This window comes from Azospirillum sp. TSO22-1 (assembly GCF_003116015.1).
Classification (GTDB): domain Bacteria; phylum Pseudomonadota; class Alphaproteobacteria; order Azospirillales; family Azospirillaceae; genus Azospirillum.
In genome coordinates this window covers 1-12367 of sequence record NZ_LGQZ01000082.1, presented here as the reverse complement: position 1 = coordinate 12367, position 12367 = coordinate 1, and the positions used below count along the sequence as shown (strand labels likewise).

The 12367-nt window shown below is 70.7% G+C and carries 12 protein-coding genes; 5 read left to right on the top strand and 7 right to left on the bottom strand.

Translation table 11 applies throughout. From position 1 onward, the window contains the following. Positions 1-2: 2 nt before the first annotated feature. The 5 genes from flgK to TSO221_RS21655 all read right to left on the bottom strand — a co-directional run bounded on the left by flgK (position 3) and on the right by TSO221_RS21655 (position 7259). Positions 3-1406 (bottom strand): flagellar hook-associated protein FlgK, encoded by a 1404-nt coding sequence (gene flgK, locus TSO221_RS21675; protein ID WP_109120607.1) that lies wholly within the window; start codon positions 1404-1406, stop codon positions 3-5. Between the two features lie 25 nt (positions 1407-1431). Then, on the bottom strand, positions 1432-2691 hold the full coding sequence (locus TSO221_RS21670; RefSeq protein ID WP_109120606.1) for a flagellar hook protein FlgE: 1260 nt from the start codon (positions 2689-2691) through the stop codon (positions 1432-1434). A gap of 155 nt (positions 2692-2846) precedes the next feature. Beyond that, positions 2847-3830: a flagellar motor protein MotB gene (locus TSO221_RS21665; RefSeq protein WP_109120605.1), complete on the bottom strand. Its 984-nt coding sequence runs from the start codon at positions 3828-3830 to the stop codon at positions 2847-2849. An 11-nt stretch (positions 3831-3841) separates the two neighbouring features. Then, positions 3842-4729 (bottom strand): flagellar motor stator protein MotA, encoded by an 888-nt coding sequence (motA, locus tag TSO221_RS21660; protein WP_109120604.1) that lies wholly within the window; start codon positions 4727-4729, stop codon positions 3842-3844. Between the two features lie 82 nt (positions 4730-4811). Further along, positions 4812-7259, bottom strand: coding sequence for a hypothetical protein (locus tag TSO221_RS21655; RefSeq protein ID WP_247878172.1), 2448 nt, complete (start codon positions 7257-7259; stop codon positions 4812-4814). Positions 7260-7405: 146 nt separating this feature from the next. Here TSO221_RS21655 and flgF point away from each other — a divergent pair, with 146 nt between their 5' ends. Genes flgF through TSO221_RS21630 form a run of 5 tightly spaced genes read left to right on the top strand, consistent with a single transcriptional unit; the run spans position 7406 to position 10873 of the window. Continuing rightward, positions 7406-8128 (top strand): flagellar basal-body rod protein FlgF, encoded by a 723-nt coding sequence (flgF, locus tag TSO221_RS21650; RefSeq protein ID WP_109120603.1) that lies wholly within the window; start codon positions 7406-7408, stop codon positions 8126-8128. A gap of 23 nt (positions 8129-8151) precedes the next feature. Further along, on the top strand, positions 8152-8937 hold the full coding sequence (gene flgG, locus TSO221_RS21645; RefSeq protein WP_109120602.1) for a flagellar basal-body rod protein FlgG: 786 nt from the start codon (positions 8152-8154) through the stop codon (positions 8935-8937). Positions 8938-8942: 5 nt separating this feature from the next. Further along, entirely contained in the window at positions 8943-9638 is a 696-nt protein-coding gene (gene flgA, locus TSO221_RS21640; protein WP_247878171.1) for a flagellar basal body P-ring formation chaperone FlgA, read from the top strand. A 13-nt stretch (positions 9639-9651) separates the two neighbouring features. Then, positions 9652-10386, top strand: a complete 735-nt coding sequence (flgH, locus tag TSO221_RS21635; RefSeq protein WP_109120600.1) for a flagellar basal body L-ring protein FlgH — start codon at positions 9652-9654, stop codon at positions 10384-10386. Between the two features lie 25 nt (positions 10387-10411). Beyond that, complete coding sequence (locus TSO221_RS21630; protein ID WP_109120599.1) at positions 10412-10873, top strand: flagellar basal body-associated FliL family protein; 462 nt, start codon at positions 10412-10414, stop codon at positions 10871-10873. 12 nt (positions 10874-10885) lie between these two features. Here TSO221_RS21630 and TSO221_RS21625 read toward each other — a convergent pair whose 3' ends face one another. After that, positions 10886-11545, bottom strand: coding sequence for a flagellar hook assembly protein FlgD (locus TSO221_RS21625; RefSeq protein ID WP_109120598.1), 660 nt, complete (start codon positions 11543-11545; stop codon positions 10886-10888). A gap of 14 nt (positions 11546-11559) precedes the next feature. Beyond that, positions 11560-12367 (bottom strand): flagellar hook-length control protein FliK (locus TSO221_RS21620; RefSeq protein WP_146208866.1); only part of this gene is annotated, 808 nt, incomplete at its 5' end.

The window sequence follows — 12367 nt, the reverse complement described above, 5'->3', positions numbered from 1 at the left end:
GCCTACTCCGCGATCCGCAGCAGCGTGTCGATCATGCGGCCGGCCACCTGGATGACCTGGGCGCTGGCGCCGTAGCTCTGCTCGATGAGCTGGAGCTTCTGCATCTCGTCGTCGATGTTGACGCCGTCGCGGTTGATCCGCGCGGTCTGCAGGGTGTCGGCGGCGATCTTGTGCGTCTTCATGTCGGCGACGGCGCCGGTGCGGTAGGTCTGCTGGGCGGACACCATGGCGGTGGCGTAATCGCCCAGCGTCGCCGTTGCCGGCATGTCGGCTGCCGTGAAGCCGTTCACCGCGGTGAAGGCATCCAGGAATTTGGCGATCTGCGTCTGGTCGCCGGGGGCGAGGGGAACGGTCGCCTGCACGCCGCTCTGCACGCGCCAGCTGTTGCCCTGCACCGCGCTGTTGACCGCGATGCCCGACGCCAGATCGCCCGGGTTGACGGGCGTGCCGACGGTGAACAGGCCCGGCTGCGTGGGATCGGCCTCCGCCGCCTGGAAGCTCTGCGCCAGACCGGCCGCCAGGCCGTCGAGCTGGTCGAGCACGCGCGGCATGTCCTGCGTGACGACCTGGAAGTAGCCCATGATGCGGCCGCTCTGGATGTCCTGGCCGGGGTTGGCCGAGACGACCCCGCCGATCTGGAACGTGAGCCCGTTGACGGGATCGTTGACGATCTGGATCGGCTGCGCGCCCGCCGGCAGCTCGCGGTCGAGCAGCGTCTGCCCGTTGCGGGTCATCACCACCACCTGGCCGTTGTCGCGCGTGTAGGTGCGGATGCCGATGTCGTCGGACACCTGGTCGAGCAGCACGTCGCGCTGGTCCATCAGGTCGCCCACGTCGGCGCCCCGGGCCTGCTGGGTGGCGATGGAGGTGTTCAGCTCACCGATCTTGACCAGCGCCGCGTTGACGTCGGCGACCGAGGCGGAGAGGCGGGCGCGCGCGTCGCCCTGAACCGTGAGAGCGGCGGAGGCGGCATCGTGGATGCGGCCGGCCAGCGCGTTGGCGGCGTCGATCACGCCGCTCTGCGCGGCCTTGTCGTCCGGCATGCCGTGCAGGCGCTCGAAGGCCTGCTGGAGCTTGGCGACGGTCGTGGACACCGAGCGCTCGTCCTGCGGCTGGCCGATCACCTGCGCGTAGTCGGACAGCGAGGAGGCGCGCGCCTCCTGCCCGAGGTAGCGGCTCTGCTCGAAGCGGGCGTCGCGGATCAGCAGCTCGTCCACGTCGCGGCTGACGCCGTTGACGCGCACGCCCTGCCCGTGGCCGCCGGTGAGGGCGGCGGAGACGCTCAGCTCCTTGCGCACGAAGCCCGGCGTCGTCGCGTTGGTGATGTTGTGCGAGACCAGCGCCGCGTTCTGCTGCGTGGCGCGCAGCCCCGACAGCGCGGCGTGCAGGGCCAGTTGGATGCTCATGGTTTGGGCTCCCTTGCCGGCACGCTCAGCGCTTCAGGCGCGTGGTTTCGTCGACCATCTCGTCGATGGTTCGCACGATGGTGGCGCTCGACGAATAGGCGCGCTGCGTTTCGATCAGCGAGACCATCTCGTCGGCGAGGTCGACGTTGGACTGTTCCAGCGCGTTGCCGATGACGCTGCCGATGCCCCCGGCGTTGCCGATGTTGAGCGTCAGGTTGCCGCTGTCGGCGCCCAGCGTGTAGGTGTTGCCGTCCTGCGGCACCAGGCCGTCGGGGTTCGTCACGTCGGCCACCGGTATCTGGTACAGCGCCCGGCGCGCGCCGTTGTCGTAGATCGCCCAGAGCTTGCCGGAGGTGTCGATGTTCACCGCGCTGACCATCCCCGCCTTCGAGCCGTCGCCGGTCACTTGCGGGACGTAGTCGCCGTTGAGCTGCGTCACGTTCGGGAAGGTGACGGCGATGGTGTCGGAAACCGGCTTGGCGGGCGAGAGGACGGAGAGATTGGGGATCGGCGTGATGGGCATGCCGGCGTTCGGCCCGGTCTGCGCGAAGTCCACCGTCAGCGGCATCGCCGGCGACGTCGGCGCGAACGTGTAGGGTGCCGGCGGCGTGTCGTTGTCCGTGGGCAGCGTGGCGTTCAGCTCCCACTTGTCGTTGCCCAGCGCCTTCCAGGTGAGCTTGAGGTCGAGGGCGGTTCCCTGACCGTCGTAGATGGTCGTCGTCGTGTCGAACGTCGTCCCGATCGCGGCTTGCCCCGGCAGGTTGCCGGAGAAGTCGACGTGGCTCGTCGGGCTGCCGCCATAGGCGAGATTGGCGACGTTGATGGCCGAAAGGTCGGTGAATGCGGACAGGTTGACCGCGGGCAGGCTGCCGTCGGGGTTCAGCTTCCAGCCCTGCAGATAGTTGCCGGCGCTGTTGCGCAGATAGCCCTCGGCGTCGGGCAGGAAGCTGCCGGCGCGCGTCAAGGCGCGCTCGGGCGTGCCCAGGGCGGCGGTGGCGCGGTCCGCCACGACGAAGAAGCCGTCGCCCTGGATCGCCATGTCCGTGGAGGACTGGGTGCCCTGGATGGTGCCGTCCTTCTGCACCTGGAAGAACGTGTGCGACTGCACGCCGCCCGCGGAATAGTTCTCCCGGCTCGGCGAGGTCAGCAACGTCGAGAACTGGACGTCGGCCCGCTTGTAGCCCACGGTGGCGGAGTTGCTGATGTTGTCGGAAATGGCGGCCATGCGCGAGCTTTGTGCCGACATGCCGCTGACCCCGGATCGCATCGCACTGAACAGGCTCATCGTCGAATCCTCTTGTATCGACTTTTGAACGGGAAGTGGATCCGGGGATTCTCCGCGGCGGACCAGTCACGCTGCCACGCTACAGCCACGCTGTTAAAGCCGGTTTAAAGATGGGGCTTCCGCGGATTTTATCTATATTTGTAGTGTGTACGGTTTTACTGAACAGAACGGGTCGCGGCCGGCGATCCATTGGTGTCATGGCGCAGGAGCGTGATACTGATGCGGCGGTTGCGGGGGTCGAGGCGGTTCTCGACCATGTGGTCGAGGTCGGCGCGCCCCTCGACGCGGACGACGCGCTGGATGGGAACGCCCGAGGCGATCAGTTCACGCCGCGCCGCGTTGGCGCGGTCGCTGGACAGTTCCCAGTTGCCGTACCGGCTGTCCTTGGAATAGGCCAGCGCGTCGGTGTGCCCGCTGATGCTCAGGCTGTTCGGCACCGTGGCGATCACCCCCGCGACCAGACGCATCAGCCGGCGGGTCTGGTCGGTCATCTGCGCCGAGCCGACCGTGAACATGGAGAACTTCGCCTGGTCGGTCAGCTGGATGCGCAGGCCTTCCGGCACCTGCTGGATGACGATGCTTTCGGACAGCGCCTTGAGGTCGCCGGCGGCGGCGATCTGCTTGCGGATATCCTGTTCGAGCTGATTGAACGCCATCTGTTCCTGGACGGACGCGCTCTGGCGGTCGAGCAGCGCTTCGAACTCGGCGCGGGTGACCTGCGGCAGGGTGGCGGGCTGGCCGGCGCTGTCCGGGTTCGGCGTGGGATCCTTGCGGCCGGCGGGGTTGCGGTCGTCCTTGCCGACCGACGCGACCACCGGCGGCGAGGCGACGGGGAGGCTGCGGGTTCCCGAGGCGTTGGGCGAGGTCAGCGCGCCGGTCTTGTCCACCGAGCGGCCCGCCAGCGCGCCGTCCGCCCCGGAATTCGCTTGCGACACCGCGACGGGGTTGAAGTATTCGGAAATGCCTTCGCGCTGTTCCTTGGTCGTGATGTTGATCAGCCACATCACCAGGAAGAAGGTCATCATCGACGTCACGAAGTCGGCGTAGGCGATCTTCCACGCGCCGGTGTGTTCCTCCTCGTCCTCATAGCCACGGCGCTTGACGACGATGAGCGTGTTGGGGGGCTTGCTGCGGGCCATGGCTAGTTTCCTCAGGCGGCCTGCCGCGCTTCGCGGTTCTTGCCCTGCGAGGAGAGCGTCGTGGCCACCTCGATCTCGCCGAGGCTCGGCTGGATGTCGGCGAACAGCACCTTGCGGGCGAACTCCGCGCACACCTGCGGCGGGCTCTGGCGCAGGTAGGCGATGAGGCCCGCCTTGATGCAGATGAACATGTTCAGCTCCGACTCGCGCCGGTGCCGCGCCGCGCTGGCCAGCGGACCGACGAGGCCGTAGGACAGCAGGACGCCGAGGAACGTGCCGGTGAGCGCGCCGCCGATCATGTGGCCGAGGATCTCCGGCGGCTCGCTGATCGCCCCCATGGCGTTGATGACGCCCAGCACGGCGGCGACGATGCCCAGCGCCGGGAAGGCGTCGGCGAGGTTCTGCAGCGCCTTCGGCACCTGGTTCAGCTCGCGCGCCATGGTCTCGATCTCCTCGTTCATCAGCGCCTCGACGTCGTGCGGGTTGTCCTGGCCGAGCGCGATCAGGCGCAGGTAGTCGCAGAGGAAGGTCAGGCTGCGCTCGTGCCGGAGGACCGCCGGGTACTGGGTGAACAGCGGGCTGTCCGTGGGCCGGTCGACATCGGATTCGATCTGCGACATGCCCTTCGACTTGGCGACGCGCAACAGCCCGTAGAGCAGCGAGATCAGGTCGATGTAGTCGTTCTTGCTGGTCCTCCGGCCGCTCGCCAGGAAGCCGATCGTGCGCGCCGTCTCCTTCAGCACCGGCGGCGTGTTGGCGATGACGTAGCCGCCGATTCCGGCGCCGATGATGATGAGGATTTCCACCGGCTGCCACAGCACGGCCATGCGCCCGCCCATCGCGGCGAAACCGCCGAAGACGCTCAGGAACACCGCGATGATTCCAAACAACAGACGCATGTCTTCTCCTTCGGATCGGCGGGGCGGCGGGTCGCGCCCGTCGGGCAACGCTAGAGCGCGGCGTTTAAAGCCGCTTTACGGTTCAACGCGCGGTGCGCCAGCGGCCGACGATTCCGGCGGTGGCGTCGGCCGCCGCCAGATGGCGCGCGATGTCGGCTTCCTTCAGGGGGCGGCTGCCCGCTTCCGGCGCCGCGGCCAGCGTGGTCAGCAGGCCGTCCCAGCGGGTGCCGGCGAGCCGTGCCCGGTGGCGGTCGGCGGCGGCGCGCACCAGATCCGGCTCGCCGGCGCGGAACGCGGCGAGGCCGTAGTGGGCCACATCGTCGGCGGTGACCTCCTCGTTGCCGTCCCGTTCGACGAGGTCGGCGAGGGCGGAGCGTGCGGCCGTCCATTCCCCGGCCTGGAACAGGATCCGCGCCCGCGCCCGCATCGCCCGCGTGCCGGTCAGCCCGCGCACCGCGTCGATGGCGCGCACCGTGTCGCCCTCGTCGGCCAGCGCCTCGGCGCGCAGCAGCGCGCGCTCCTCGGCGAGCGCCGGGGTGTCGCCGCCGGGTGCCGCGGTGCGGGCCAGCACCTCCAGCGCTTCGGCGCCGCGGCCGGCCGCCACCAGGACCTGCGCCAGGTCGGCGCCGATCCCGGCGCGCTCCTCGCCCTGCGCCTCCTCGGCCAGCGCGTGCAGGCTGCGCGCCGCCTCGACGGTGAAGCCGCCACGGGTCAGCAGGCGGGCCAACCGGCGGCGCAGCGCCGGGCGCTCCTTGTCGACCTTGGCGATCAGCGCGCCGTAGCGCACGTGCAGCCCGAGCGCCGCCGGATCGTCCGGCGGCCGGTCCTCCAGCGCCGTGACCACCGCGTCCAGGAGCGTGCGGCCGGCGCCGAGGGCCGCCAGGCCGCGCGCGGTGGCGCCGAAGCGCTGGGCGATCATGCCGAAGACGTCCAGGGCCGCTTCGGTCCGGCCCGCACGCGTGTAGGCGTCGCCCAGCGCGGCCAGCGCCTCGGTTTCGATGGAGTCGCCGCGCCAGGCGTAGCGCAGCGCTTCGAGTTCGCGGATGGCGCCGGCGTCGTCCAGGCGGGCGAGGCCGCGCCGCAGCTCGACGCTGCGCACCTGCGCGCGGCGGCCGAAGGGGCCCGGCGATTCGGCCGCGTGGCCGTAGTGGTCGAGCGCAGCGTCCGGCTGCTTCTGCAACTCCGACAGGCGGCCGCGGAAATAGCGGATCTGGCCGTCCGCCGAGGCCGCACCGTCGACGGTGATCATTTCCATGATGATCATGTTCAGTGCCTGCGCGTCGTCGACGCTCGCCGCCTCGGCCAGCACCAGCAGCAGCCGGTTGCGCAGATCGGCGGGATAGGACAGCAGGCGCCGCAGCGCGATCGGCAGGCCCTCCTTGGCGGCGCTCCACCGCGTCGGCGCCAGCGTGGCGGCCCGCCACACGTGATGGTCCGCCGCATTGCCGGGCGGGACGGTGGCGAACAGGCTGCCGGCCGGGTCGGCGGTTCCGTCGAGCGTGCGGAAGGCGTCCGCCAGCACCGACAGCTGGAAGCGCTGGTCGGCCGTCGGCCCGAAGCTCCCCGCCGATTCGAGCGCGCCGCGTCCCTCCTCCAGCATGGCCCGGGCAAGATGGAAGCGCGCCAGCGCGATGGACGCGTCCACCCGCTGCGCCCCCTGCGCCGCGTTGACCGCCTGCTCCAGCGCGGTGCGCGTGGTGCGGAAGTCGTCTCCGGCCCAGGCCGCGAAGTCGAAGGGGCCGATCGGTCGCGGCGGTGGGGGCGGGGCATGCCTGGCCGGTTCCGCCGGCGGCGTGGCGCCGGGTTTGGGCGGCGCGAGGCGCGGCGTGCGCTCCAGGTCCAGCAGCGTCCGTTCCACGCTGGCGCGGACGGCGCGTTCAAGATCGCCGGCCGGTGGCTTCGCCTTGGCGGGTGTCCGCTGTTGCGGCGGCGCCTCGGGGACGGCGGTCGGACGCAGGTCGACGGGCGGTCCCGCGGCGGGTGGAAGGGGTTGCGCACTGGCCTCGGCGACCGGCGCCAGGATGCGGGCGACCTCGGCGACCGGCGATGCCGGCGGCGGCGGCTCGACGGCCGCCGGTGCAGGGGTGGCCGTGGCCACGGCGGTCCCGGCGGTGCGCAGGGCAGGGTGGTCGGGCTTGCGGTCGGGCGCGGGGGGATCGGCGACATCGACGATGAACATGTTGCGCTCGCGCAGGCCGCGGATGCGGGAGCCGCAGGGCGCGTCGAACTCCATCGCCCGGCCGCCGCCGCCGGCGCGGTACCCGTTGATGCGCCGGGAGTGCGTTGCGTTCAGCCGGTCGAGCGGCCACGCCACGGCCTCGTCGAAGACGATGTGGCCACCGCAGGCGTTCTGCTTCACCTGGGGCGAACGGTTGGAGGGCAGGCGGACGACGATGCGCGAATAGCCGGGGTGGTCGCCCACCTGCACGCGCAGCGCCGGTTCCCCCGCCGCACCGGCCTCCGGCCCGCCGGTGAGGGCCAGAAGCACGCCGGCGGCCACGAGCGGCCAAGTCCCCTTGAAGTGATGCATCGCAGTACATCCATAATTTTATGCAAATCGTCAGAATTCCGCCGCCCCGGAAAGCACAAGCACCGTCGGCGAGGGGCAGAGCTGAAACCCAGCTTTAAACTGCATCGCCTAGGTTAAGGCCGGGTTCAAACTGGAGATGGTTGGCGATGGACAATTCACTTTACGTCGGCCTGTCGCGTCAGGTGGCGTTGCGCCGGCAGTTGGAAGTGGTCGCCAACAACATCGCCAACATGAACACCGCCGGGTTCCGGGGCGAGCGGATGCTGTTCGAAGCCGCCATGGAGCCGGGCGGCACGCGGCCGAACGACCGGATCGCCTTCACCATCGACCGCGCCACCTACACCGACATGCGCCAGGGCGGGTTCAAGGAGACCGGCAACCCCTACGACGTCGCCATCGACGGCGACGGCTGGCTGCAGGTGCAGACGCCGGACGGCGTCCGCTACACGCGCGACGGCCGCATGCGCCGCGACAACGAGGGGCAGCTGGTCAACGTGAACGGCCACCCCGTGGTCGACGACAACGGGCAGCCGATTTCCATCCCGTCGGACCGCAGCCACGTCAGCGTGTCCACCGACGGCGTGGTGTCGGCCGACAACGAAATGATCGGCCGGCTGCGCCCGGTCCGCTTCGACAACCCGCAGGCGCTCCGCCAGGTCGGCGACGTGCTGTTCGCCGCCGACGCGCCGGCCCGGCCGGCGCCGCAGGCGCGCCTCGTCCAGGGCAAGGTCGAGCAGTCCAACGTCCAGGGGATCGCCGAGATGACGCGGATGATGGAGCTGTCCCGCGACTACCAGTCGGTCACCCGCATGGTGGACGAGGGCCAGGACCTGCTGCGCTCCGCCATCAACCGCCTCGCTAAGTCATAATCAGGATCTGGGAGTCACGATCCATGCGCGTGCTCAACATCGCCTCCACCGGAATGATGGCGCAGCAGCTCAACGTCGAGGTCATCTCGAACAACATCGCCAACATCAACACCACAGCGTACAAGCGCGGCCGCGCCGAGTTCCAGGACCTCATGTACCAGTCGGAGCGGCGCCAGGGTGCCCAGTCCACCGACACCGGCACCATCGTCCCGGCCGGCGTGGAGATCGGCCTGGGCGTCCGGCCCACCTCGGTCAGCCGCATCAACACCACGGGCAGCTTCACCTCCACCGGCAACGAGCTGGACGTCGCCATCGAGGGGCGCGGCTACTTCAACGTGGTCATGCCCGGCGGCGAGACCGCATACACCCGCGCCGGCAATTTCAAGCTGTCGCCCGAAGGGCAGCTGGTCACCGCCGACGGCTACACGGTGGGGCCGGGCATCACCGTGCCGCCCGGCACGCGCGAGGTCGTCATCAACCGCTCGGGCGAGATTCTGGCCTACGCCGAGAACCAGACCAAGCCGAGCAAGCCGGGACAGCTGGCCATGACGGTGTTCGTGAACGAGTCCGGCCTGGAGGCGCTCGGCGACAACCTGTTCCGCACCACCCCCGCGTCCGGCGAACCGCAGGACGGCTTCGCCGGTCAGGCGGGCTTCGGCGCCATCCGGCAGAAGTATCTGGAATCGTCCAACGTCAACGTGGTGCAGGAAATCACCGAGCTGATCTCGGCGCAGCGCGCCTACGAGATGAACGCCAAGGTGATCGAGGCCGGCGACAACATGGCCGGCACGCTTAGCAACATGCGGTGATGACGATGCTTCCCCTCCTGCCGCGGTGGGTGGCCGCCGTGGCGCTCGTGGCCGGGCTGGCGCCCTCCGCCGGAGCGGCCGGCTCGGTCGAGGCGACGCTCGCCAGGGAGCTGTCCGCCAGCCTCGGTGCCGCGGTCCCGGCCGACGCCAGGGTCGCGGTGCTGCTGACGTCGCCGTTCGCGGGCGCCGCCGATGCCGTCCGCGACCTCAGCTACGACCCGCGCACCGGCGCCGTGCGTGCGCTGGTGGAGAGCGGCGGCAAGCTCTACGACGTCGGCGCCAGGGCGCAGATCACCGTGGAGGTTCCGGTCCCGGTGCGCCGCATCCAGCCCGGCGAGGTGATCGCCGAGTCCGACCTGACGACCATCGCCATGCAATTCGAGCGGATTACCGGTGGGGTCGTCGCCTCCCGCGAGGCGCTGGTCGGGCAGGCGAGCCGCCGGCAGCTCTCGCCGGGCCGGCTGATCCAGGCCTCGGCGGTCGGCACTCCCATCGTCGTCCAGCGCAACAAGCCGGTGACCATCGTCTACGAGGACGGGCCGCTCCAGCTTGCGGCGCGCGGGCGTGCGCTCCAGGACGCCGGCATCGGCGACTCCGTGCGCGTGATGAACGCCACCAGCAGCATTGTCGTCACCGGCACCGTGACCGGGCCGCAGACCGTCGCGGTCGGCGGTTCGGCCGCCGCGGTGGCCACGCCCTAGGAGATATCTCACCATGCGCTTTGCCGTCGCTCCGCTCACCGTCCTGTCGATCGGGGTCCTGTCGATCGGGCTCGGTGCGTGCAGCCGCCTCGCCAACGTCGGGCAGGAACCCGCGCTGTCGCAGATCAGCAACCCGGGGCTCAATCCGGAGGCGCGGGTGATCTCCATGCCGATGCCCCAGGCCGCGTCCACCGAGCAGATCCCCAGCTCCCTGTGGCAGGCCGGCTCCCGCAGTTTCTTCCGCGACCCGCGCGCCAAGACGACCGGCGACCTGCTCACGGTGATCATCAACATCACCGACCAGGCGCAGATGCAGAACCAGACGCAACGCCAGCGCGCCAACGAGGAGAAACTCGGCGTCCCGAACTTCTTCGGTCTCGAGACCAAGCTGCCCGGTTCCATGAACCCGTCCAACCTCGTCAACATGGACAGCACCGCCTCGTCCAACGGCAACGGCACGATCCAGCGCAACGAGCGGATCGCCATGCGCGTGGCCGCCGTGGTGACCGAGGTGCTGCCGAACGGCAACTTCGTGATCGCCGGCCGGCAGGAGGTGCGCGTCAACTACGAGCTGCGCGAGATGCGCATCGCCGGCGTCATCCGTCCGGAGGACGTCACCAACATCAACACCATCGACTACGACAAGATCGCCGAGGCGCGCATCACCTACGGCGGGCGCGGCCAGATCACCGACGTCCAGCAGCCGCGCTACGGGCAGCAGGTCCTGGACATCGTCCTGCCGTTCTGACCCCGTGCCGAGGAGGAACCTTTCCATGCGACCGATGGCCGTCCTGGCCGCGCTGACCGTGCTGGCGTTCGCCGCCGGCTACGGCGGCGGCTTCCTGCAGATGCGTCCGCCGGCAACCCAGGAGGCCGGCGCCTCCTCCCCGGCGAAGGGCGAGGGGGAGGGGCCGCACTATGTCGAGCTGGGGCAGTTCGTCGTCCCCGTGCTCGCCGGCGGGCGGACCACCTCGTACGTGCTGGCGCAGGTCACGCTGGAAGCCGAGGGCGCCGTCCAGGCGAGCGCCCTGCGCCGCCGCCTGCCGCAGGCGCGCAGCGCGCTGCTCCAGGGACTCTATGGGCTGGCGGGTGCCAGCGTCTTCGAGGGGCCGGCCATCCAGCTCGGGGCGGCCGCGCGCGCCTTGCGCGAGAGCGTCAACGAGCAGCTCGGCCGCGGGATGGTGAAGGCGGTCGTCATCGACCGCCTCCTCAAGCAGGACAACACCCGGCTCTGAGAACCGGCGGGCTCAGGACGCCGACAGGACGTCCTTGGCCGGGACGATCGCCCCGCCCTTGAGCACGAGCTGGGTGGCGCCGTCCACGGTGCGCACCTCCTTCACCGTGTCGGAGGTCACGGTGGCGACGTTCACCGCGTTGCCGTCCTTGTCCTTGGCGGTGACGCGAACGTGATAGACGCCGTCCGGCGCGGTGCCGCCGCCGGTCTGGCGGCCGTCCCAGGCGAAGACCTGCCGGCCGGCCTGCGGCGAGCCGCCGGTGCTGTAGCGCGTGCGCCCGGCATCGTCGAGCACGTCGATGGTCACGGTGGCGGCGGCGCCCTCCACGGCGTAGGCGGTCTGCGCCTTGCCGCCGCTGAGCGCCAGGGCGTCGCTCGACGCCTCCACGGTCCGGCCGAGATAGGCCATGTCCATGCGCATGCCGCTGTTCTTCAGCGTCTCCAGCACCTGGCCCAGCGTGTCGTTGGTCTTCACCGCCTGCTCGACGGTGGACATCTGGGCCAACTGGTTCATGAACTGCGTGGCGTCCATCGGCGCCAGCGGGTCCTGGTTGCGCAGCTGCGCGGTGAGCAGCTTGAGGAAGGCCTCGTAATCGACGGTTCCCTTCTTGCTCTCCGCCGCGGTGGCGGCGGGGAGGGAGGGCTTGTCGGTGGTCATGGTGGTCGTGGTCATGCGGGGCCTCACGGTCAAACGGTGACGTCGACGATGCCGTCGATCAGGACAGGGGCGCGTTCGGGAACGGGGTCGGCGGAGGCGGCCTGGGCGGCGACGGTCCAGGCCTGGCCGCGCCCGCCGTTCGGCGTCTCGCCCTGGGCGGAGAAGCCGCGCTGCTGTTCGTCGCCGCGCAGGGAGAACTGCAGCGTGTCGGTGTCGAGCCGCAGCCCGGCCTCGCCGAGCGCCCGCTCCAGCTGGTGCACGTCGCGCATCAGCAGCCGCAGGGTGTCCGCCTGCTCCACCTGCACGGTGAGGGCGACGCGGCCGTCGTTGACGCCGGCCACGACGTGGACGCGGCCGAGGTCGGCGGGCGTGAGCTCGATGCGGAACTCGCCGCCGCCGGCATCGGCGACGCGCACGATCTGATCGGCGAGCTGCATGGCCGGCGCGTGGCCACGGGCGATCGGCGCGGCGGTGGCGTGCGTGGTCGCCGAATACTGCGACGCCGCCTGCGGCGACACCAGGGGCGGTGCTTCGGTGCGGGGGGGCGCTGCGGCCTGCTTCACGTCGGCGACGGCATCGCCGTTCGGCGCGCGGCGCTCGCCGCCGTTGCCCTTGCCGTCGTTCGTGGTGTGCGCCGGGGCCGCCTGTGGAGCGGTGGCGGGCGGGTCGGCGGGGCGGGACGCGTCCGTGCCGGACACGTCCTCGCGCGCGTTGGCCCGCGTCGGCGGCTTTGCGTCGCTGCGCTCACCCGGCGCTTTCGCCGCCTCCGGACGTTCAGCCGGGCCGTCGCCGGGCGGCAGGGCGGCCATGGCCGGTGGAGGTGGGGTGGGGGCAGGG

What these genes read in the sequence shown, in the direction of transcription:
- flgK (WP_109120607.1), bottom strand. Translation starts at nt 1,406, where the DNA reads ATGAGCATCCAACTGGCCCTGCACGCCGCGCTGTCGGGGCTGCGCGCC.
- TSO221_RS21670 (WP_109120606.1), bottom strand. Translation starts at nt 2,691, where the DNA reads ATGAGCCTGTTCAGTGCGATGCGATCCGGGGTCAGCGGCATGTCGGCA.
- TSO221_RS21665 (WP_109120605.1), bottom strand. Translation starts at nt 3,830, where the DNA reads ATGGCCCGCAGCAAGCCCCCCAACACGCTCATCGTCGTCAAGCGCCGT.
- motA (WP_109120604.1), bottom strand. Translation starts at nt 4,729, where the DNA reads ATGCGTCTGTTGTTTGGAATCATCGCGGTGTTCCTGAGCGTCTTCGGC.
- TSO221_RS21655 (WP_247878172.1), bottom strand. Translation starts at nt 7,259, where the DNA reads ATGCATCACTTCAAGGGGACTTGGCCGCTCGTGGCCGCCGGCGTGCTT.
- flgF (WP_109120603.1), top strand. Translation starts at nt 7,406, where the DNA reads ATGGACAATTCACTTTACGTCGGCCTGTCGCGTCAGGTGGCGTTGCGC.
- flgG (WP_109120602.1), top strand. Translation starts at nt 8,152, where the DNA reads ATGCGCGTGCTCAACATCGCCTCCACCGGAATGATGGCGCAGCAGCTC.
- flgA (WP_247878171.1), top strand. Translation starts at nt 8,943, where the DNA reads ATGCTTCCCCTCCTGCCGCGGTGGGTGGCCGCCGTGGCGCTCGTGGCC.
- flgH (WP_109120600.1), top strand. Translation starts at nt 9,652, where the DNA reads ATGCGCTTTGCCGTCGCTCCGCTCACCGTCCTGTCGATCGGGGTCCTG.
- TSO221_RS21630 (WP_109120599.1), top strand. Translation starts at nt 10,412, where the DNA reads ATGCGACCGATGGCCGTCCTGGCCGCGCTGACCGTGCTGGCGTTCGCC.
- TSO221_RS21625 (WP_109120598.1), bottom strand. Translation starts at nt 11,545, where the DNA reads ATGACCACGACCACCATGACCACCGACAAGCCCTCCCTCCCCGCCGCC.